This window comes from Anaerosalibacter sp. Marseille-P3206 (assembly GCF_900155565.1).
Lineage (GTDB): Bacteria > Bacillota > Clostridia > Tissierellales > Sporanaerobacteraceae > FUHM01.
The window spans coordinates 998692-1019583 of the sequence record NZ_FUHM01000002.1; the positions used below are offsets into that span (position 1 = coordinate 998692).

21 protein-coding genes are annotated in these 20892 nt (G+C 30.1%); 6 read left to right on the forward strand and 15 right to left on the reverse strand.

Translation table 11 applies throughout. The features are described from left to right. Positions 1-16: 16 nt before the first annotated feature. Complete coding sequence (gene mscL, locus BQ9840_RS06235) at positions 17-451, reverse strand: large conductance mechanosensitive channel protein MscL (RefSeq protein ID WP_077368963.1); 435 nt, start codon at positions 449-451, stop codon at positions 17-19. A 163-nt stretch (positions 452-614) separates the two neighbouring features. On the opposite strand from mscL, the gene BQ9840_RS06240 reads away from it, so the two are divergent. Then, positions 615-1103 (forward strand): deoxycytidylate deaminase, encoded by a 489-nt coding sequence (locus BQ9840_RS06240; protein ID WP_077368964.1) that lies wholly within the window; start codon positions 615-617, stop codon positions 1101-1103. Here the strand turns inward: BQ9840_RS06240 and BQ9840_RS06245 are convergent. The 7 genes from BQ9840_RS06245 to BQ9840_RS06275 form a co-directional block, all read right to left on the reverse strand. After that, a complete protein-coding gene (locus tag BQ9840_RS06245; protein WP_077368965.1) occupies positions 1100-1717 on the reverse strand; it encodes a ribonuclease H1 domain-containing protein in 618 nt (205 codons plus the stop codon). The genes BQ9840_RS06240 and BQ9840_RS06245 overlap by 4 nt on opposite strands. A 12-nt stretch (positions 1718-1729) precedes the next feature. Next, the gene (locus BQ9840_RS06250) at positions 1730-3010 is read right to left on the reverse strand and encodes an NAD(P)H-dependent oxidoreductase (protein ID WP_234978631.1); all 1281 of its coding nucleotides are present in this window, start codon (positions 3008-3010) and stop codon (positions 1730-1732) included. A 242-nt stretch (positions 3011-3252) separates the two neighbouring features. Next, positions 3253-3795 carry a TDE2712 family protein gene (locus BQ9840_RS06255; RefSeq protein ID WP_077368967.1) on the reverse strand — a complete coding sequence of 181 codons (543 nt, stop codon included), beginning with the start codon at positions 3793-3795 and terminating at the stop codon, positions 3253-3255. Between the two features lie 43 nt (positions 3796-3838). Further along, a complete protein-coding gene (locus BQ9840_RS06260) occupies positions 3839-4675 on the reverse strand; it encodes a CvfB family protein (protein WP_077368968.1) in 837 nt (278 codons plus the stop codon). A 97-nt stretch (positions 4676-4772) separates the two neighbouring features. Continuing rightward, positions 4773-5042 (reverse strand): TIGR03905 family TSCPD domain-containing protein, encoded by a 270-nt coding sequence (locus tag BQ9840_RS06265; RefSeq protein WP_077368969.1) that lies wholly within the window; start codon positions 5040-5042, stop codon positions 4773-4775. Positions 5043-5098: 56 nt separating this feature from the next. Beyond that, entirely contained in the window at positions 5099-5848 is a 750-nt protein-coding gene (locus BQ9840_RS06270) for a peptidylprolyl isomerase (RefSeq protein ID WP_077368970.1), read from the reverse strand. A 96-nt stretch (positions 5849-5944) separates the two neighbouring features. Beyond that, positions 5945-7597 carry a Na/Pi cotransporter family protein gene (locus BQ9840_RS06275; RefSeq protein WP_077368971.1) on the reverse strand — a complete coding sequence of 551 codons (1653 nt, stop codon included), beginning with the start codon at positions 7595-7597 and terminating at the stop codon, positions 5945-5947. 168 nt (positions 7598-7765) lie between these two features. Here BQ9840_RS06275 and BQ9840_RS06280 point away from each other — a divergent pair, with 168 nt between their 5' ends. Together BQ9840_RS06280 and BQ9840_RS06285 are read left to right on the forward strand one after the other, a co-directional pair. After that, a complete protein-coding gene (locus BQ9840_RS06280) occupies positions 7766-8743 on the forward strand; it encodes a diaminopimelate dehydrogenase (RefSeq protein ID WP_077368972.1) in 978 nt (325 codons plus the stop codon). Positions 8744-8844: 101 nt separating this feature from the next. Continuing rightward, the gene (locus tag BQ9840_RS06285) at positions 8845-9561 is read left to right on the forward strand and encodes a zinc dependent phospholipase C family protein (RefSeq protein WP_234978632.1); all 717 of its coding nucleotides are present in this window, start codon (positions 8845-8847) and stop codon (positions 9559-9561) included. A 28-nt stretch (positions 9562-9589) separates the two neighbouring features. Here the strand turns inward: BQ9840_RS06285 and BQ9840_RS06290 are convergent, their stop codons facing one another. The 5 genes from BQ9840_RS06290 to BQ9840_RS06310 form a co-directional block, all read right to left on the reverse strand. Further along, a complete protein-coding gene (locus BQ9840_RS06290; RefSeq protein ID WP_077368973.1) occupies positions 9590-10396 on the reverse strand; it encodes an ATP-grasp domain-containing protein in 807 nt (268 codons plus the stop codon). Between the two features lie 140 nt (positions 10397-10536). Next, positions 10537-12627, reverse strand: a complete 2091-nt coding sequence (locus BQ9840_RS06295; protein ID WP_077368974.1) for a stalk domain-containing protein — start codon at positions 12625-12627, stop codon at positions 10537-10539. Positions 12628-12711: 84 nt separating this feature from the next. Further along, a complete protein-coding gene (locus tag BQ9840_RS06300) occupies positions 12712-14181 on the reverse strand; it encodes a DUF445 family protein (RefSeq protein WP_077368975.1) in 1470 nt (489 codons plus the stop codon). Positions 14182-14340: 159 nt separating this feature from the next. After that, positions 14341-14880, reverse strand: coding sequence for a DUF2087 domain-containing protein (locus tag BQ9840_RS06305; RefSeq protein WP_200804886.1), 540 nt, complete (start codon positions 14878-14880; stop codon positions 14341-14343). A gap of 12 nt (positions 14881-14892) precedes the next feature. Continuing rightward, positions 14893-15264 carry a hypothetical protein gene (locus BQ9840_RS06310; RefSeq protein WP_077368976.1) on the reverse strand — a complete coding sequence of 124 codons (372 nt, stop codon included), beginning with the start codon at positions 15262-15264 and terminating at the stop codon, positions 14893-14895. Between the two features lie 181 nt (positions 15265-15445). On the opposite strand from BQ9840_RS06310, the gene BQ9840_RS06315 reads away from it, so the two are divergent. Next, on the forward strand, positions 15446-16447 hold the full coding sequence (locus BQ9840_RS06315; RefSeq protein ID WP_159436091.1) for an aminopeptidase: 1002 nt from the start codon (positions 15446-15448) through the stop codon (positions 16445-16447). A gap of 77 nt (positions 16448-16524) precedes the next feature. On the opposite strand, the gene BQ9840_RS06320 is transcribed toward BQ9840_RS06315, so the two are convergent. Together BQ9840_RS06320 and BQ9840_RS06325 are read right to left on the reverse strand one after the other, a co-directional pair. Next, complete coding sequence (locus tag BQ9840_RS06320) at positions 16525-16797, reverse strand: metal-sensing transcriptional repressor (RefSeq protein WP_077368978.1); 273 nt, start codon at positions 16795-16797, stop codon at positions 16525-16527. A gap of 8 nt (positions 16798-16805) precedes the next feature. After that, entirely contained in the window at positions 16806-19394 is a 2589-nt protein-coding gene (locus BQ9840_RS06325; protein ID WP_077368979.1) for a heavy metal translocating P-type ATPase, read from the reverse strand. A gap of 283 nt (positions 19395-19677) precedes the next feature. On the opposite strand from BQ9840_RS06325, the gene BQ9840_RS06330 reads away from it, so the two are divergent. Both BQ9840_RS06330 and BQ9840_RS06335 read left to right on the forward strand, forming a co-directional pair. Continuing rightward, positions 19678-20388, forward strand: a complete 711-nt coding sequence (locus tag BQ9840_RS06330) for a radical SAM protein (protein WP_077368980.1) — start codon at positions 19678-19680, stop codon at positions 20386-20388. Beyond that, positions 20375-20851 carry a QueT transporter family protein gene (locus BQ9840_RS06335; protein WP_200804887.1) on the forward strand — a complete coding sequence of 159 codons (477 nt, stop codon included), beginning with the start codon at positions 20375-20377 and terminating at the stop codon, positions 20849-20851. The genes BQ9840_RS06330 and BQ9840_RS06335 overlap by 14 nt, the downstream gene beginning before the upstream one ends. Positions 20852-20892 lie beyond the last annotated feature (41 nt).

Consider the following 20892-nt stretch of genomic DNA (forward strand, 5'->3'; position numbering starts at 1 on the left):
CTTCAATAGAAGAGTTTTAATCTGCAAGTTCTGAAGTACAATGAGGACATCTCATAGCTTCTAGTGGAATTTCACTTAAGCAATACTGACATTTCTTTGTAGTTACAGGCTTAGGTTCATCTTTCTTCCTAAATCGATTAATCTGCCTAATCACTATGAAAAGTGAAAAAGATATAATTAAAAATTCAATAACAGTATTAATAAAAACACCATAATTTAAAGTTGCAGCTCCAGCATCCTTTGCTGCTTGAAGTGAAGAATAGCTTGTCCCATCAAGACTTATGAAAAAGTTGCTAAAATCTACTTTCCCAATGAGTCCACCTATAATAGGCATAATCACATCATTAACTAGAGATGATACTATTTTCCCAAAAGCTCCACCTATGATTACACCTATAGCTAAGTCTACAACACTTCCTTTCATAGCAAACTCTTTAAACTCCTTAAACATTTTCCAACCTCCAATTGTACAATTTTATATATGATATTTAATACCCATAATTCTTAAACAAAAACACTCAATTCTCAATATTAGCATATTCTAATATTGAAATTTATAACTTAATACATATATAATAGAATAAAACATAAGATTGATAAAGGAGATTTGAAAAATGGAAAGAAGAGATAAAATAAATTATTACTTAGATATAGCTGAAGTAGTAGCTGAAAGAGGGACATGCTTAAGAAGAAACTTTGGTGCTATTATAGTTCAAAATGACGAAATAATTTCTACAGGTTATACGGGAGCTCCAAGAGGAAGAGAGAACTGTTGTGACTTAAACTATTGTAAAAGAGAACAGTTAAACATCCCAAGAGGAACTCGCTACGAACTCTGTAGATCCGTACATGCTGAAGCCAATTGTATAATAAGTGCTTCTAGAAAAACTATGATTGGCGCTACACTTTATTTAGTATGCAAAGATGCCAAAACTGGAAAGCTAGTTGAAAATACAAATTCCTGCGCAATGTGCAAAAGGCTTATTATAAACGCAGGAATTGAAAAAGTAATTATAAGAGATACTGTAGATGATTACAGAATAGTATCCGTAAGTGAATGGATAGAAAATGATGATTCCCTAAATGATGATATGGGATATTAATCCACATTTCCATTTAATGCTTCTTTTGCAAGGGTATCTACTTCTTCATTGTATTTATCACCTGAATGAGCTTTAACTTTTACAAACACAACTTTTAGTTTGTCTTTAATGGAATTATAATACTTCACATATCTTTTAGTGCCAACTTTGTTGGCCTTCCACTCTCCAGTGGCCCATTTTTCTATACCCATATAATCATAATACAAGTAGAGTATATCTACATTGTTTTTTAGAGCAATGTCCATAGCAGCCATTGCTCCTTCTATTTCTCCCGCTACATTTCTCATCTCTATAAGTTCACCATCATTTCCCCTACTAGAACTAGTTATCTTATTAGATTCAGTAAACATTATAGCCCCATAAGAATAATACCCTTTATTTTTATCAAAACTACCATCTACATAAGCTATCATTTCATTATCTTTTAAATCAGATATATCTTTGTCTTCCTTAAATTCTTGATTCCCATTGACAAAATCTAAAGCCTCTTTTAAAGTCAAAAAACTTTTGTATTCTGCCCCTGAAAAACCCTTCACTTGTTTCTCGCATTCACTCCAAGATTCATAAACCCCTATATTTCTTCCCTTTTTAACCCCATAATACTTCTTTTTCAAAAAATCACCTCGTTAAAACATTTCCTCTTGTTTTTGTCTAAGTTTATATAGTAATGTACTCTTGTCTAACTCTATCATATCGTAAGTAATAAATTCACCTTTTTTAACATCTCTTTTTAGCACAGTTCTATCGTTAATTAGTCCTATTGGAACTAATTTTTCTCTTTTGGCTATTTCATATCTTTCTAAGCTTCCATACACTGTATATCCACCTATGCTATCTAGTCTTTCACCAGCTTTTAAATCCTTCTTAGCTACAGTTATTGTATCAGCTACCATTCCACAATTTGGTGCTATTGTAGCTTCATTGTTTACACATGCATTATAAATAGTTAATGGTGTTTCTAAACTTGTTAGATGATATGGCCTATATAGAACATAATTAGGTCCTGAACCCATATTTAAATACTCTAATTGATTGTGTACCTCTTCTAGATTTGTTGTAAATATTGCATATACCCCTGGAGCAATTCCCCTTACATAGTCAACTGTATAGTAACTATTTAGAACTCCTCCCTCTTCTTTTAATCTTAAGTGATTTTTCAAGTCATCTATATTACTTTCTATGCCATGACATCCTCTAATATCTGGCACAAATCCAGTAGCATTACAAACACAATTAAGCTCTATCATAGTATTTGTTCCATCAATGAATCCTGCTAACATATTGGGCTTTAACTCTTTTCTCATTGCTTCTTCATATACAGTATCTGGATTTACAGATAGATTTATAGGGTTATTCTTTCCTTTTCCTAATGCTAAAACTTCAAAACCCAATCCTATTGCAAAATCATACAGTTCTATCACTGCCCCAGGCTCATCTCCTGCAGTGCCTGTATATACTACTCCTGCATCTAAAGCATATTTATGTAATATAGGCCCTACTACGCAATCAGCTTCTACATTTAGCATGATGATATGCTTATTGTTTCCTATTGCATCTACTGCAATCTTAGCTCCTGTTTCTGGAACCCCTGTAGCATCTACTACTGCTTGTATTCCATTAACCTTTGCTGCAACATCCATGTATTCAGCTGCAACGTATTTTCCTCTTTCAATTGCAGTATTTATTTTGTCTATAGAATTTGTTACTACTATATCTTCTTTTCCTATTCCTGCAGATATAAGTGAATTTATTGCCTTTTCAACATTTCTATTTACTACTAGAGATGGAATCATTCCCTTTATTCTAGTCATCTGATTGACTAATCCTTTGCCCATCTTTCCAGCACCAATTATTGCTACCTTTATTGGTTTACCCTGATTTGATAACTCCTGTAACTTTTTATTCATTATTAACATAATCTCATCCTTTCAATTTGGTATTACTCCAAATCACTAAACATCTTTTTGTGTAATATCTATCTTCATGTTAAATATTCAAACTTAAAATTTACATATTCTATTATACTAGAAATGTAAAAATATAAAAGAATTTTATTTAAATCTCAAAAACAACAAAACTGTGGACAATATTTTTTTCAATATAATTTTATCCACAGTTTAACCACAATCAGTTTAAATATTAACTAATCTTATTTACTTAAAAGTTCTTTAAGTTTTTCTTCTATATAATCTACTAAAGGTAGTTCCCCGATAGTTACCTTATCTTCTTCATATAGATCTGCTTTTATTTTAAAGAAGTTTACAATCAGTTTGTTTTCAACAATACTATACTCTTCTTCTAATCCCGGAACAAATATTACTTCTAATTCTTCATGTTTTGTATCACCATAATTTTCATTTAATTTTTCTACAAGGCTACTTAAATTTAATTTCTTTACTGGTAAAACCATCATTTCAGTAAATCCTAAATCCTCTAACATCCACATGTTAAAATTCCAAAATCTTCTTTCCTTTTTGCTTTCACTATTTAACATTTCTCTGTTTGAAATAGCACTTAAAACTCTTCTTACAGAATCACTATTGAACTCATCGTCATATACATACTTCATATCTTCTTCATCAGATAATTCAATTATGTACGTTTCTCCAACCTTTCCCTTTTCACTAGTGACTTGCCAATAATAGTACATCATTTCAATAATATTGTACCTTACACCTATTCTTTTTATCATGGTAACACTCCCTTTTAATTAGAATCAAGTAAATTTAATTATATCACATTTTTTTAAATCTAATGCCACCATTAAAAAACTCAATTTTTTCTTCCTTCAAAAGTCTTCCTACTGCTCTTTTAAATGCACTCTTACTCATATTCAATTCTTCACGTATTCTCTTAGGGGAACTATCATCGTTAAGATTAAGCTCTCCACGGTTTTTCTTCATCTTGTTTAGTATAATCTCTGCATCCTTATCTATTTGCTTATAAGACTTACTTCTTAAGCTTAAATACAGCCTACCATCTTCCCTTACCTTTGTAATTCGAATATCAACTTGATCTCCCGGTCTAAATACTCCATATATTTCATTCTTAGGTATTAGTCCATCATACAAATTGTCTACCGCTACAAAAGCACCCATATCAGGGTTCATGCTGTAAATAGTACCAACAGTTTTGTCATTTTCTTTATATGGAGAATTTGTAGAAAGGAGATTTTTAATTTGCATAGTCGCACAAGGTCTATTGCTTTTATCAATATACACTCCTACTAAATATGTTCTACCCTTTTCAACTCGTACAGCCTGTTCTTTGAAAGGTAGGAACAGATCCTTATCTACTCCCCAGTCTAAAAACGCACCTATCTTTGATGTAGATACAACTCTAAGTAAACCTATTTCTCCAACAGTCAACTTAGGCTTAACTTTTGTAGCAACTAATTTATCATTTGAATCTACATATACAAATACCTCAAGCCTATCTTTTACCTTTGTTCCATTTGGCACTTCTTTTTTCCCTAAAAATGCACTTTCTCTACTATTACCATCACTTAAATAAACCCCTTTAGGACTTATCTTTACAACTTCTAACTTTTGAATCTTTCCAACTTCTATCATCTTGCACCACCTTTTATATTTACCTTTATATAGTATTCTATCACAATTTCATCTATTTATTTTATTAAGTTTGTCTAAAAAAAGAAAAAGCCGTACATTATTTATGTACAGCCTTGTTTTTATTAATCTCTATATATTCCTTCAATGCATTAGAAAGTTGGTCAGGACATGAAGTTGGTTTACCACCACAAGTAATCCCTGAAAGTTTTTCAATCACTTCTTCAATATCCATTCCCTCAGCTAATTTCGAAACACCTTGTGTATTTCCATCACAACCACCTAAAAAGCTAATATTTTTTACCTTTCCATCAACTACATCAAAGGTAATTCTCCTAGAACAAACACCTTTTGGAATATACTCATACATCTCTTGAATTCTCCTTTCCTATCTAATAGCGAAATACATATATTACAAAATTTAATTTAGAAATTGTATTTAACTTCGTATTTGCCTTTCAACTCTTCTGTTTTATTTAAATATTTTTCTTGTTGTTTTAACAACAATACTTGTGCTGAAACCTTTTCTCTTGCTTCTTCTAATGTGCTTGTTTTCTTTTCCTTATGATCTTGTACCTTGATTATATGATATCCAAACTGTGTTTTTACAGGTTCACTAACTACTCCAACTTCAAGTTCAAATGCTGCCTCTTCAAATTCTTTTACCATTTTTCCCTTAGTGAATTCTCCTAAGTCACCGCCCATACCTTTAGAAGGACATATAGAATACTTTTGAGCCGCTTCTTCAAATTCTAATCCATCTTTTATCTCATTGATGATCTCTAGCGCCTTTTCTTCATCTTTAACTAATATATGACTAGCTCTAACACTTTCAGGAGTATTGAAGTATTCTTTATATTTATTGTAATAATCTTCTATTTCTTCATCTGTTGCCTTTACATCTGATAATAATTTTGAAACAGCATATTGTTTCAATATATTAGCTTTTATTATTTCTAATTCACTTTTGAATATTTCATCATTATCAAGGCCTTTTTCAATAGCTTCAAGATAAAGTAATTCCCTACTTACCAATTCTTCTACTACTTTTTCCATACCTTCTTTTGATTGAAATTGCATTGCAACCTGTGGATTTAATTGACCTAAAAACCCCTGTACATCCTCTTGTGTTATTTCCTTTCCATTCACTACTGCTAATACTTGGTTTTCATTCATCTTCTTATTCTCCTTTGTTTGATTATTTTTCCTCTGTCTTCGCTATTAGAAAGTAACATATAGTTTTTTTATTGTCAATAGAAGCTACTGTGATTACTAATTGTTTTCTCTTTTGTTTCCAAACAACTCATCTTTAGTAAACATGGCTATCTTATATACATGGTCTGCAATTCTTTCAAGATGACTTATTATATCAATATATATTACACCTGAATCTATACTACAAGTCCCTTCATTAAGCCTTTTTATATGATTCTTTTGAAACTCATTACACAAGTAATCCATTTTATTTTCAAGTTCACACATTTTTTCAATAGATTTTTGATTTTTATTCTCAACAGCAATAATTACATTGTCAAACATTTCTATCAAGATACCCTCTATTTCCTTTAATTCATTAACAGCAGTATCAGTAAACTCAAGGTCCTTTTCCATTTTTATTTTACATAAATCAGTTATGTCTATAACCCTATCCCCAATTCTTTCTATATTGTTTATACTGCTTATCATAGCAGGAACCATAATAGATTGACTTTCTGTAAGTTCCTTTTTTGAAATTTCAACAATGTACCTGGTAACATCTTTCTGCATCTTGTCTATCATAACCTCATTGTCACCAATTAATGCTATTTTCTTACTATCGCCTGTATATACCAAATCCATTACATCAATAAACATAGCTTTTACTATCTTAGCGCCTCTTATTATCTCTGAACGTGAAGCTTGTAACCCTGCTACAGGAGTATCAATAAGCAGTTTATCTAATACTTTCTTGTCTGTATGATTTTCACCCTTTGGCCTTATTACTTTATTAAGAAACTCAACATAGTATTTTGTTAAAGGTAAAAATATTATAGCATTTATTGAATTAAATAGTGTATGAGAATTAGCAATATAAGCACTTATATCAGCTTTAGGTTGAAAATACAATGTTACCCCAGAAACTATTTTTAAAAAAATAGGTAGAGTTAATCCTGTTAGTATAACTCCAAATAAATTATAAAAGGTGTGAGCCCATGCAGTTCTTCTGGCATTAATATTACCTGTCATACTTGCAAGCTGTGCTGTAAGACAAGTCCCTATATTGTCTCCTAACATAATACATACTGCAGATCTTAAATCTAGTAAACCTGCTTGAGCCAGTACCATTACAAGTCCAATGGTAGCAGCACTACTATGAACCATAGCTGTAACACAAGCCCCTAAAAGTACACCTAAAATAGGAATTGAAGCATAGTGTGTGAAAAAGTACTTCAATGATTCACTTTCTTTCATATAAGGAACTCCACCATTTAATATCTTAAGACCTAAAAACATCATTCCAAATCCCATCATTGCTCGGCCGACATTTTTTAATGTTTTATTTTTAGAAAACTGACTTATAGCAAAACCTATTCCCAACACTGGAAGTGCAATATCAGTTAATTTAAACTTAAAACTAAATGCCATAAGTTGAGCTGTTATTGTAGTTCCTATATTAGCACCATAGATTATTCCTAAAGCTTGCGTAAGGTTCATAAGGCCTGCATTGACAAATCCAACAGTTAATACTGTAATAGCAGTACTGCTTTGTACAATTGCTGTTAAAAAAACTCCTACTAAAAAAGCACTCCAGATCTTCCCAGTTAATACTGATAGAATTTTTTTCATCATATTACCTGAAGCCTTTTCTAGACCATCCCCCATCATATTTACGCCATACATTAGTAAAGCTGTCCCACCAATAATACCAAAGATTAATTCTTTCATATAATTCCTCCATTGCAATGTAGTAATATGTAGAATTTTAGCACATTAAAATTATATAACTAATTGGGAATAAAGTAAATGAAACTTCTCTTAAAGTGGATAAATAAAAAAATTTGTGCTAAACTATTTATTATAAAATTATAGAAATCTTTAAAGCAGAGGTGCACTATGGAAAATAAAATACGAGTAGGAATAGTTGGATATGGTAATTTGGGAAAAGGTGTAGAATCAGCTCTAAAACTTAATGATGATTTTGTCCTCAAAGGTATATTTACTAGAAGAGATACCTCCCTTGTAGATGCCAATTCAAAAGTTATCCATATTTCTAAAATACTAGACTATAAAGATGAGATTGACGTTTTAATCCTTTGCGGCGGTTCAGCTAATGACCTACCAGAACAATGCCCGATCCTTGTAAATGATTTTAATACTGTAGATGCTTATGATAATCATGGTAAAATACCTGAATACTTTAAAAAAGTAGATGAGGTAGCAAAAAAATCCAACAAGATAAGTTTAATTTCTATAGGATGGGATCCAGGACTATTTTCTCTTAATAGAATGCTAGCTCAAGCTCTACTTCCAAATGGAGAAAGCTATACTTTCTGGGGAAAAGGTATAAGTCAAGGTCATTCTGATGCTATTCGAAAAGTTAAAGGCGTAAAAGCTGCAGTTCAATATACAGTGCCTTCAGAAGAAGCAATTAAAAAAGTTAGAGCAGGTGAAAATCCAAATCTTGAGGCCAGTGAAAAACATAAAAGGGTTTGCTATGTAGTACCTTATGATTTTAATGATGTAGAAAGAATTGAAAGGGAAATAAAATCTATACCAGATTATTTTCTGGGTTATGATACTACAGTTCATTTCATCACTGAAGAAGAATTACAAAAAAATCACTCAAATATGCCTCATGGAGGTTTTGTAATACGCACTGGTGAAACTGGGAATAATCATAAACAAAAAATCGAATTCAATCTATCTTTAGATAGTAATCCTGAATTTACTTCTTCTGTACTGATTGCTTTTGCTCGTGCAGTTTATAAGATGTCACGAGAAGGCAAAAGTGGTGCCTTTTCAATATTTGATGTTCCACTAGCTTATATTTCTCCTATGAGTGGAGAAGAATTGAGAAAGAATTTTTTGTAATAATGAGTTATAATATATCCCTAGTCCCCGAATATTCAGATAGGCTAGGGATTATTATTTATAAAATAGCAAATAATAATATCACTTGACTATATAAGAAGGTGATTGAAATAGAAATACTTGAAAAAGCTTATTACCATTTTCTGAGTACAATTCTAGGAATTGCAAATCCCATTAAAAAATCAATAATTAAAACCCAATGTAAAGTTCACAAGGCTATTAATTTGGATGCCTTAATAATTCTTAAAAATGACATATATACAGATGAGTATAATTTTTTTTACAACTTTATACTAGATATAAATGAAGGGGCTGTATGGGCAGATCAAGATTTTAAAAGCTCAAATCATCTTTATAATCCCTATAAAAAAAGGGGATTGTACGTAAGAAAAAATGCAATGGATTTAGCAGTAGAGTATTATTACAAAGCTCTAAGCCTATGGAGAAATGAAGAATTTAGTGAATCACTATTCTATCTAGGTGCTACACTCCACATTATTCAAGATATGACCATCCCTCAACATGCAAATATACGCCTTTTAGATAATCATCATCAATATGAATCCTATGTGAAACGTACATATGACTATATAAGGGATTTTCAAGTGAAAAAAGGAACTTACTTACTTGATACTGTTGAAGATTATATAAGATTTAATGCTAGAGTTGCCATCAAAATATACAACAATTTTAAAACAATATCAAATGATGAAAAAAGATTTTATCACATAACTAAATGTGCTCTCCCCTTAGCAAAGAGAACAACTGCTGGAGCAATGGTAATGTTTTATGATGATATAAAAAAAGGCTTCTATTGAAATACTATTAAGAAGCCTTTTTTCTCTATTAAGATGCTCTAGAATAAATTGGTGTATTTGGATTGTTAGGATTGTCAAAATCAGTTGATATATATTCATAAATATATTCTTCTACTTTAATCCCCATATTTCTCAATCCTTCATTTCCAAACATTACATTGTATTCTAGTATATAAAGATTGTTACCTACTACTGCTATATCAAATCCAGCATGATTTATATCCAATGTAGTTGCAACTCTTTCAACTAATTCTATAGCTTCTTGAGGAATATTTGTATAATCATAACTAGCACCTTTTGCAATATTGTTATGAAATTCTCCCTCTTTTGCTATTCTCCAATATGCACCTATTACTTTGTTACCTACATATACTATTCTCAAGTCTCTGTCTATAGGAAGTTTTTCTTGAATATACAAAACACTATTGTTATCAATATAATTTTTCAATTCTTGTCTATTTTTAATAAGAAAAACTCCTCTTCCCATAGAATTTTTTATTTCCTTTGCTACTAATGGATAACCAAATTCCTCTTCAATTGTTTCTATATTTACATCATTTCTACTTAGTACTTGAGTATAAGGTACATTATTAGGAAAAGTAGCCCATAATGCTCTAGTAGTTTCAATCTTGTTATGTCCTAATTGGTAAGTGCTGATATTGGGAAATATCTTCTTTTTAAGTCCATAAACTAATGAATTCACTTGCCAATATTCTGGAAACAATATATAATCTGCTCCTTTAACCTTATCTATTTCTTTAAATATATTTTCTGGCTTTATATAAGTTACATTTGGTATACCTATTGTTCTAAAAGGATCAAAGGTAATTAACATAGTTTTTCACCACCTCATAAATATATCAAAATAATTTTACTACATATAAAAAGTATTTTTCAATACTTTTTTTGTAATAATTAAATATATTTATAAGGCAATAAGTTAGTAAGTTAGTGCCGGGGGCAGATATTTATTTATTAAATTCCTACTTTATCAAGTTCTTGTAAATTATATAGTTTTATTATTTTCATCAATTTCAATGGATATTGTGAATCTGTTGCATAGCCACATCTCTTTAATGCCCATGCCCCTTGAGTATAATCATACATTACTTCTCTAAAAGGAGCATATCTTTCCTTGTTAAGTAAAAAATCCTTATGGTCTTTCCAACTTTCTCCAACATTATTGTATGCTCTAAACTTATCATCAACACGATAAAGCTTACCATTATATTCTTCACTTGTATTAGATATAACTGAACCTGCTGATCCCTTTCCCTTTATTCCAAAGAGGTTTAAAGAAAGCTGTCCACTATATTTATCTACAGGAACATATTGTCCCCAACCTGTTTCAAGTATAGCTTGAGCTGTTTGTAGTGCAGCTGACATTCCTGTTTTTTCATAAGAATTCTTAGCTAGTCCCGAAGCCAGTCCCATAAATTTATCTTTCTCGATAATAGGTTTTGAAGTATATATTTTCCCTAAATATATTCTAATTGGAATCTCTTCACTTTCAATCTTTTTACCATTATATCTTCCTATAGCCTTAAGACTCCAACTTCCTTCATCCTTTTTAGTTGGTGTATAATTGCAATCAGCTGAAGAAATCTTATTTGAAGCAATAATCTTTTTCTCTCCTGTTTTTGCTCTTGTAAGTATATAATCTACACTATCTAATTTTACATTGCTTGCTATCTTTAACTGAACAGCTTTTGTTAACACTTGTTTTGGTCCTACTCCTTCTAATAGAAGTTTTGGAGTTCCTACTATATTTACATTTATCCCTTCACTTTCATGAATTCTTCCTTTAGTATCCTTGACTCTAACTAAAAGAATTTTTGAACCTGAATACTCAGTTCCTGGAAACCAATTATAACTTCCATATGGAAGTTTCTTCAAGCTTTCTTCCCTACCTGTATTTAAATCTTTTAAAACATATTCGGTTTCATTTACATGAAAGTTTCTAAAAGTTGATAATGTAATTGGTTTATCTATGGTTTGTCCATTAGACACTCCAGTTAGTGACAATCTACGAGGAATTTCAACCTCAGTAGTTATTGTTTCACTATTGTAATCCTTACCAAAACTATCATAAGCAGTTACCTTAAAAGAATATCTTCCACTTTCATGAACCATTGGAGACCACTTATACACTCCTTGTGGATCTGATTCATTAGTTATTGTTTTCTTCCCTGTATTTAAATTAGTAATTTCATATTTTACATAGGATGCAACAAAATTTGCATCTGCTCCAAGGGAAACTGTATCATTTACCAATACATCTTGTTGAACTCCAGTTAAGGATACTTTAGGATCAACATGAACATTTACCAAAATAGCATCTCCTGCTATGAAACTTCCTTTATTATCATAAATAGCTGCTACGAGAACTCTTTCTCCACTTTCTTCTAAATTCGGTAACCAATTATATTTTCCAGTTAAATTACTTCCTCTTGCTACAACAAAACCCTTAGCTGTTTTTGGATCCAATAGTAGATATTTTATCTCTTTAGCATTTTTTATATTATTATCTGGTAATGAAATTTGTAACTGAGTTTTTCCTTCTATAACTTGTCCTGATTCAATAGATGTAATTTTTACATTATAAAATGGTTCAATATCTACTTTTGCATTAGAATTAATACTAACTATTCTACTATTTGCATCCCAATTAACGCCAACTCCTAATACATACTTAAGTAAACTAAGAGACACAAAAGGATGACCGTTTATAATCTTGGGAGGTATATCTACTAAACCACAGCTTTTTTCTTTCCCTTGATATTGAACCAAATAGCTATCAATTTTTAAGATTATTGTATTATCGGCTTTTTTAATTGTAACAATCTTATCTTTGCCATTCCAATCAACTTTTGCTCCCAATTCTTCAGCAATAAATTGAATAGGTACTAGAGTTCTACCATTTTGAATTATAGGTGTTGCCAATGAGGTAACATCTTTCCCATCTAATACTAATCTGATTTGATTAGTGGCAAAGACCCCTGTACTAAATACTAGCATTACCATTACAATAAGTAGGCTCAAGCTAATTATGCTTCTTTTTTTCATTTTTCTCGCCTCTCTTTAACTAAAATATTGGATTGTTCTTAACTTAATTATACCACAATCAATAATGCAAAAGTAGTTTCCCTTTTATTTGTAAATATTCTGCATAAGGGGTGTTAATATGCCCATTATTCCTCCAAGGAGTGCACCTAGCCAAGTTATCGCCTTCAACTCTTTGTTTGCTATTTCAACTATGATCTTTTCTGCAAATGCTACATCAAAACTGTTTATTTGGTTTTCAACAACTTTTGAAATATTTAACAGATCTATAATATATGGCAATTTATTTTTTACAAATCCATTAAAAATATTGTTTGCAAAATTTCCAATGCTTGCAATTGTTGTTTCATCAATATCTTTAAGTATATAGGATATAGGTTTGTTTAAAGATTTTTCAACAATATCTTGTACAATTATAAATACCTTGTCATATAGTAACTGTGAATTTAAAATCGTTTCCATTTTATTTGATATTAATTTTAATAAATTTTCTTTCACAGATGGTTCTGATTCTTTTAATTTTTCCTCTAATATGGAGGTTAACTCTTTCTGAGTTTCTTTATTTGAAATATAGTTAAATACAATTTCTGAAATCTGTGATGCATCTTTGGAACTAATATTTGATGAGATACCAGAAGCAATATCCGATATTTTAGTTTCCAATAATTTATCTATTGAAGTTTTAATAATCAATATTACTCCATTTATAGTTTCTGGATTGTCAATATTATTTTCTATTGAACTAAGTACCTTTTCTGAAATTTGTTCAGAACCCATGAACATAGTTATTAGCTTACTTACATTTTGAGAAATAATCTTAGTAATCAATTCTTTAAGCCTTATCTTAATATCTGGATTTTCAAACATATCATGTAATACATTTTCAATCTTTTCATCATGCTCATCAATATATATCTTAATAGCCTCTACTACATCCTCTGGAACTATTTCACCCAAAGTTCTTTCATCATGTATCAAGCTATTTATTTTATCATCTACAGCATTATTAAATAATGTTTTTATTTCTTCTGAAGTAGATAACTCATATAAATATGATTCTGCTTTTTCCTTTATAATTTCATAAAAATCATCATTATATTTAAGAAAAACTTTATTTTCAATTAAATCCATTATTCCATCTTTAAATTTCTCGCTCTTTAATTGATAACAAATAAAAACTGTAACTCTTTCAACTATTATATTTAATAATTTATCATAGTTTTCATTACCAATACTCATTATCAAAGTTTTTATAGACTTATCACTTTCCTTTAGCCTATCTATATTGTGTTCAACCCATGCATTTACCTGATCATTCATTTTATCATTGCATAAAGATTCAGTAACTATTTCAGGCGACAAAAGATGCACAGCTATTGTTTGTCCTACACTCTTTGCAATTCTACCTTTTTCCTTTGGAATAAGTCCTGGCGTAAACGGTACATGAATACCCCAAATTTTTATCTCTTCGTAAGGTCTAAATAGCATTTTTATAGCAAACCAGTTAGTAATATATCCTATAATAGCTCCAACTATAATTGGTATTATAAATTTCATTTTTTTCCACCTCTTATACTATAAATCTTTCCCTAATGTTTAATATATAATTATTTAATCATTATAACATATCTTAACTCATCATTATAAAAAAAGACTTATATCAAAGCATTAAAAGCTATTAAGAAATAATGGGATGGTTCAACCATCCCATTATGCCTATTTCCTCTTATATATCCCATTATTTCTTTCCATAAGATCAAAGCCTATTAAATCTCTTCTTATTGTACAAAAATCATCGTGAAAATCTGCAATTATTAGATTAACTTCTTTTTCCGTATACTCCCTATCCTTTTCAAAACTCTCTACTATTTTTTCTAAGATAATTTGTCTTTTCTTTTTTTGTACTGGTATTTCAATTAACTTATCATATTTGAAAAATGAGTTTAAAACCTTTTCTCTATACTTTTCTTCCCTTTGATTTAATATTTCTTCTTCTTTTCTATTATCAGTTATTAAATCTTTAAGATTCATTGAAAGCATTTCTTCATTTAAACTATATACAGTATAATATTGTTCCTTCCTACAAGATACAATATTAGCATCTAATAGTTTTTTAAGGTGAAAAGATATAGTTGAAGTTGATAATTTTAATCTTTCAGCCAATAATTCTACATACATAGGCTCTATCATCAAACTATTTATTATTTTTAGCCTTGAATTATCAGATAGACATTTGAAAATCTCTATTGCACTCAATTACATCACTCCTTATTTGTCCATTTTACTGTAATAATCCTTAAATTTACTTTTCAAACTTTCTGCTTCTTCAATTTTTATTTCTTCAATTATTGCTTCTTTTTGTTTGTCAAATTTTAATGCTTTCTCTTTATTTATATACCATGGTTTTGTTATTTTATCAAAGAAGCTTAAGTACTTATCTTTTAAAATTTTAGGATCATCACTATTACTAATAGTAAACATCTTAGAAAATATCTCAATAACATTTAGCCTTATTTTTTCTAAATTTGCTTCATCAAGTCGTTCCTCTTTTTTAAGATTTTCTATTTTTACTTTTGATTCATTACTCTTTTCCTTAAGAAAAATCAAATAATTATCCTTTAGCCATTTAATATCTTCCATTTTTATCCCTCCCACGATTTATATCCTTATTCTACAACATTTAATATTTTATTTCAATATGTATATAATCATATTTTAATATTTATTTCTATATTTGCAAAAATGGATTGTTTTTTGATAAGGTTTGTGTTAAGGTTTATATTGATGTACATCGAATTAAATTTATTTAGGAGGAATGAAAATGGATTTTATAAGTCTTATACCAAATATTTGTGAAGGATTTCCTTTTGAAAAAGGGGATTCTGTTTTATTAAACTTTTGGGGTGATAATGGAGATTTAGAGATATTAGACTTGATTTCAGAACAATTAAGTAAAAAAGGTGCTATTCCTTTTAAACTTCATTGTTCAAAATTCTATTATGAAAAAGTAATTCTAAATTTAATTGATAATGATCAGGAAATTCCTCAAGAGTACTTTGAGTATCTATCCTCTTTTAAATCTGTAATAGACATTTTTATGTATACACCCAGTTTACCTAATAGTATTTCTGAAGAAAACATTCCTAAGTTTAAAAAACATTTAACTGAGTTATTTAATGCTTTAACTGATGATAAAAAATATTATATACAGCTAACCGTCCCTACAGAGATAAATGCTTTAAGGGCTGGCTTAGAATATGATATTTATAATTCTAAAATATGTAATGCACTGTCTGTAGACTTTCCTAAATTAAAAGCGGACTGCAAAAAAAAGGTTGAAAGTCTAAAGGATAAGAATAGTGTAGAAATATTTACTGGTAATAAATATTCTTTGAAATTAGACATTGGTGGTAGAAAATGGTTTGTAGATGATGGATGTGGTGATTTCCCACCAGGAGAAGTTTCTATTGCACCTATAGAAGAAAACAGCAATGGAAATTTATTAGTTTCAATAATCAACTTTAAGGGACAAATATATAAGGATGTACTTATGACTTTTAAAAATGGTAAGCTTGTAAAATGTTCTATTAAAGAATTAGATGAATTTTTCAATTCACTACCAGAAAACTTCAAGGTTTTATGTGAATTAGGAATTGGTCTTAACCCTAAAGTTAAAGAATTAATTGGTTTTACACTTATTGATGAAAAAGCTCTAGGAACTTATCATATAGGATTAGGAATGAATCATCTATCTGGTGGAAAAAATAATTGTCCATTCCATATGGATTTTGTTTTCTATTGTGATAGTATTATTTTTAAATAAGTAATATATAAAAAATGATTAAGACAAGAATATTAAACTCCTTCCTAAATCTATAGGAAGGAGTTTTTTACCTGTTACTATCTTGAAAGTTTATCTATTATCTTTATTATCTCATCAACTTTCTGTTTCTTATCTGTACTATCTTCAGAATCAAAAGCTTCTGTTACACAATGCTTTAGGTGAGCATCCAAAACATCTTTATTGATGTTTTTTAAAATACCAATAGATGCCATTAGCTGATTAGAAATATCGATACAATAACGATCATCCTCTACCATTTTGATAAGCCCTTCAATCTGTCCTCTTACTGTCTTTAGTTTTTTTAATGTCAATTCTCTATCTGCTTTCATATTTACACCTACTCTATAATAGAAGTTACTTCATAACCTGCTTCTTCTACTGCTTTTTTCAATACTTCATTAGACACTTCTTTTACTAAAGATACCTTAGCAGACTTATTCTCTAAATTTACCTCTACACTAACTCCATCTATACTATTTAAAGCCTTTTCTACATGCATTTTACAATGATTGCACATCATACCTTCGATTTTCAAAGTCTTTTCCATCTTTTTATCATCACCTTTACTATTATTTTTTTGAACTACTGTTACCTTTGTCACTGATACATTTTGTGTTTCGTTTTTATGAGCATTTTCTATTTTAGCTATAGTAGGTTTAAATTTACGCAATCTTAGTGCATTTGTTACTACAAAAAAAGAACTCATACTCATAGCTAATGCCCCAATCATAGGTGTCAGTTTTAACCCAAAATGAGGATATAAAATTCCTGCTGCTAAAGGTATTCCTAAACTATTATAAAAAAATGCCCAAAAAAGATTTTCTTTGATATTTTTAATAGTTGCCTTAGATAACTCCATAGCTCCTACTGCATCCATCAAATCACTTTTAATTAAAACTATATCTGCTGATTCCATAGCTACATCTGTACCTGCCCCTATAGCTATTCCCACATCAGCTCTTGCAAGAGCTGGTGCATCATTGATGCCATCTCCAATCATAGCAACTTTTTGACCATTTTGTTGAAGTTCCTGTATTTTTTGATCCTTTTCCTGTGGTAGTACTTCCGCTATTACTTTATCAATTCCCAATCGTGAACGTATAGCTTCTGCTGTGTTTTTATTGTCTCCTGTAAGCATTACTACTTTTACGCCCATTTCTTTAAATCGTTCAACTGCATGACGACTAGTAGACTTTGGAACATCTGCAACTACAATAACCCCTAGTAATGTATTTCCTTTTGCAAAGTAAAGTGGAGTTTTACCTTCTTTAGAAAAACCATCAGACAATGCTCTTACAACTTCTGTACTAACACCTTTTTCATTCATAAACTTTTCATTTCCTGCTGAATAAAAAACTCCATCTAAATATGCTTCTACTCCACGTCCTGTTGTAGCTTTAAAGTTATTTGCTTCTTTTATTGAAATATTTTTTCCCTTTGCATAATTTAATATTGCATCTGCTAAAGGATGTTCTGAGTTTTTCTCAAGTGCCTGTGCAATTTCTAAAAATTCTTCTTCGGAATTTACAGACCCAAGTACAATATCAGTTACACGAGGCTTTCCTTCTGTCAAGGTTCCAGTTTTGTCCATAACGATGGTATTTACATTATGAAGTATCTCTAATGCTTCAGCAGATTTTATAAGTATACCATTCTCTGCCCCTCTACCTGTACCAACCATTATTGCAACAGGGGTCGCTAAACCCAAAGCACAAGGGCAAGAAACAACTAAAACTGCTATTCCAATGGATAAAGCAAACTCAAAATTATATCCTGCAAGTAGCCATCCTATGGTAGCAATTAATGCAATACTCATTACCATTGGAACAAATATAGCACTAATTTTGTCTGCTAACTTTGCAATAGGTGCTTTAGTGGCATTTGCATCTTCAACTAATGCTATTATCTTTGCAAGTGTAGTATCTTCTCCTACCTGTGTTGCTCTAAATTTGAAAGCTCCTGACTTATTAATCGTTGCTGCACTCACACGGTCTCCTACCTGTTTTTCTACAGGTATACTTTCACCAGTTAATGCAGACTCATCTATAGAAGAGCTTCCTTCTATTATCACACCATCTACAGGAAGTGAAACACCCGGCTTTATGATTACAATATCTCCCATCTCAACTAATTCTACAGGAATTTCTTCTTCTATACCATTTCTTTCAACTATAGCAGTCTTTGGTGCTAAATCCATTAATCTTCTAATAGCTTCTGAAGTTTTCCCTTTAGAACGTGCCTCCAAAGATTTTCCTACTGTAATAAGAGTAAGAATCATAGCTGATGATTCAAAATATAAATCATGATAATATTTATGAACTAATTCCAAATCTCCAATACCCAATCCATAACTCATTCTAAAAATGGCAAATACACCATAAAATAAAGCCGCTCCAGATCCTATTGCTATCAATGAATCCATGTTGGGATGTCCCTTAAATAGTGTTTTAAATCCCACTATAAAAAACTTACGATTGACAAAAATAATTGGTAATGCAAATAAAAATTGAATAAAGGCAAAAGAAACTGCATTTTCTATTCCAGATAAAAAGGATGGTAAAGGCCAATTAAACATATGACCCATTGATACATACATCAAAGGTATCATAAATAAAATAGAAACCTTTAAACGCAGATTCATACCTTCAATTTCTTTAGCCATTGGATTTTCAGACAGCTCTACTTTAAAATTTTGTTTTTTCCCTTCCTCTGTCTTTAAAGATGCTCCATATCCAGCATCTATTACTGCATTTATTATATCAACATCTGAAATTTGACTTTCATCGTATTTGACACGCATACTATTAGTCAGCAAATTTACAGTTACAGATTCTACTCCTTGAACTTTTTTCACACTACGTTCTACTGCTGCTGAACACGCCGCACAAGTCATACCAGTTACATCATATTTCTTATCTTTTTTCATCATTGACACCTCCTTCACCACCCCCACCGGGGTGTATGTGATTAAATTATATAACTTTTTATTCTTTATGTCAATAATCTAAATCAGAGCAATTATTCCTAACATTTAAAATAAAAAGGATTACTACTGTTCGTAAGACTTGCTCCACTAATTTCATTAGAATAATTAGCCATACTTTTCAATTTATACTTGTATTTCTACTTAACATATGTTAAATTATAATGGTCTTTTAATATATTTAGTGTTTCCTTGGCACCCACTACAAAAACAAGGGAGTGATAAAATGATAAGATACAATAAGATTTTAGATAAAAATCCAAGAGAAATTGTACTTTTAAAATCACGTCCCTGCAAATGGGGACGTTGTTTTTTTTGTGATTATATTCAAGATAATTTGGAGGATGATAGTAGCATAAATGAATTTAATAAAAACATCCTAAATAATGTTACTGGAGAGTTTAAAAAACTTGAGGTAATAAATTCAGCATCTGTATTTGAATTGCCAAAAGAAACCCTCAAATATATAAAAGATATTGTGTCTTTAAAAGGAATAGAAAAACTATATTTTGAAAGTCACTATATTTATAGGCATAGGCTTGATGAAATAAGAGATTATTTTAAAGGCATAGACATAGTCTTTAAGTGCGGCATTGAAACCTTTGATGATAATTTTAGAAATAATTATCTCAATAAAAATGTACACTTCAAAGACTATGAGGAAGTAGCTAAATACTTTAAATCAATTTGTTTATTGGTAGGGATTAAAGGGCAAACTAAAGAAATGATTGCAAAAGATATGGAAATTCTACAGGAGTATTTTGAACATGGTTGCATCAATATATATGTAGAAAACTCTACTCCTGTTAAACAAGATAAAGAATTGATTTCTTGGTTTAAAGAAAATTATTCATATCTACAGGAAAGTGATAATATTGAAATTTTATGGAATAATACTGATTTTGGAGTAGGAGGAGATGCTGATGAAAACAAATAAACTTGTAAAGGGTGGAATTGTAATAGCATTGTATGTAGTGTTAACCTATGCCTTTTCTTCACTAGCTTATGGTCCACTACAATTTAGATTATCTGAAATAATGACATTGCTGGCCTTTATTGACCCTTTTTATGTTTTACCTCTTACACTTGCTTGTGCTATATCTAATATAGGAAGTCCTTTTGGAATAATAGACGTAATATTTGGGGCATTAGCTAGTTTTTTAGCATTATATTCTATGTCAAAAACAAAGAATATATTTGTAGCTAGTCTTTGGCCAGCTGTATTTAGTATTATTATAGGTTTAGAAATATTATTTCTATCAAAAGAACCAATTAATTTCTTTCTAGTAACTGGACAAATAATGCTTTCTCAATTTATAGTAGTATCTATAATAGGAGTACCTATATTCAAATTTATTCAAAAAAATGATTATATGATGAATATATTAAAGAATGATTAAGAAATAATGGGATGGCTTGAGCCATCCCATTATTTTTTATT

Excerpts from the sequence above, each read along its gene's own strand:
- BQ9840_RS06335 (WP_200804887.1), top strand. The coding sequence starts at position 20,375 with ATGAAAACAAATAAACTTGTAAAGGGTGGAATTGTAATAGCATTGTAT.
- BQ9840_RS06265 (WP_077368969.1), bottom strand. The coding sequence starts at position 5,042 with ATGTATGAGTATATTCCAAAAGGTGTTTGTTCTAGGAGAATTACCTTT.
- BQ9840_RS06310 (WP_077368976.1), bottom strand. The coding sequence starts at position 15,264 with ATGGAAGATATTAAATGGCTAAAGGATAATTATTTGATTTTTCTTAAG.
- mscL (WP_077368963.1), bottom strand. The coding sequence starts at position 451 with ATGTTTAAGGAGTTTAAAGAGTTTGCTATGAAAGGAAGTGTTGTAGAC.
- BQ9840_RS06315 (WP_159436091.1), top strand. The coding sequence starts at position 15,446 with ATGGATTTTATAAGTCTTATACCAAATATTTGTGAAGGATTTCCTTTT.
- BQ9840_RS06270 (WP_077368970.1), bottom strand. The coding sequence starts at position 5,848 with ATGAATGAAAACCAAGTATTAGCAGTAGTGAATGGAAAGGAAATAACA.
- BQ9840_RS06260 (WP_077368968.1), bottom strand. The coding sequence starts at position 4,675 with ATGATAGAAGTTGGAAAGATTCAAAAGTTAGAAGTTGTAAAGATAAGT.
- BQ9840_RS06330 (WP_077368980.1), top strand. The coding sequence starts at position 19,678 with ATGATAAGATACAATAAGATTTTAGATAAAAATCCAAGAGAAATTGTA.
- BQ9840_RS06240 (WP_077368964.1), top strand. The coding sequence starts at position 615 with ATGGAAAGAAGAGATAAAATAAATTATTACTTAGATATAGCTGAAGTA.
- BQ9840_RS06290 (WP_077368973.1), bottom strand. The coding sequence starts at position 10,396 with ATGTTAATTACCTTTGATCCTTTTAGAACAATAGGTATACCAAATGTA.
- BQ9840_RS06320 (WP_077368978.1), bottom strand. The coding sequence starts at position 16,797 with ATGAAAGCAGATAGAGAATTGACATTAAAAAAACTAAAGACAGTAAGA.
- BQ9840_RS06280 (WP_077368972.1), top strand. The coding sequence starts at position 7,766 with ATGGAAAATAAAATACGAGTAGGAATAGTTGGATATGGTAATTTGGGA.
- BQ9840_RS06275 (WP_077368971.1), bottom strand. The coding sequence starts at position 7,597 with ATGAAAGAATTAATCTTTGGTATTATTGGTGGGACAGCTTTACTAATG.
- BQ9840_RS06325 (WP_077368979.1), bottom strand. The coding sequence starts at position 19,394 with ATGAAAAAAGATAAGAAATATGATGTAACTGGTATGACTTGTGCGGCG.
- BQ9840_RS06255 (WP_077368967.1), bottom strand. The coding sequence starts at position 3,795 with ATGATAAAAAGAATAGGTGTAAGGTACAATATTATTGAAATGATGTAC.
- BQ9840_RS06250 (WP_234978631.1), bottom strand. The coding sequence starts at position 3,010 with ATGAATAAAAAGTTACAGGAGTTATCAAATCAGGGTAAACCAATAAAG.
- BQ9840_RS06300 (WP_077368975.1), bottom strand. The coding sequence starts at position 14,181 with ATGAAATTTATAATACCAATTATAGTTGGAGCTATTATAGGATATATT.
- BQ9840_RS06295 (WP_077368974.1), bottom strand. The coding sequence starts at position 12,627 with ATGAAAAAAAGAAGCATAATTAGCTTGAGCCTACTTATTGTAATGGTA.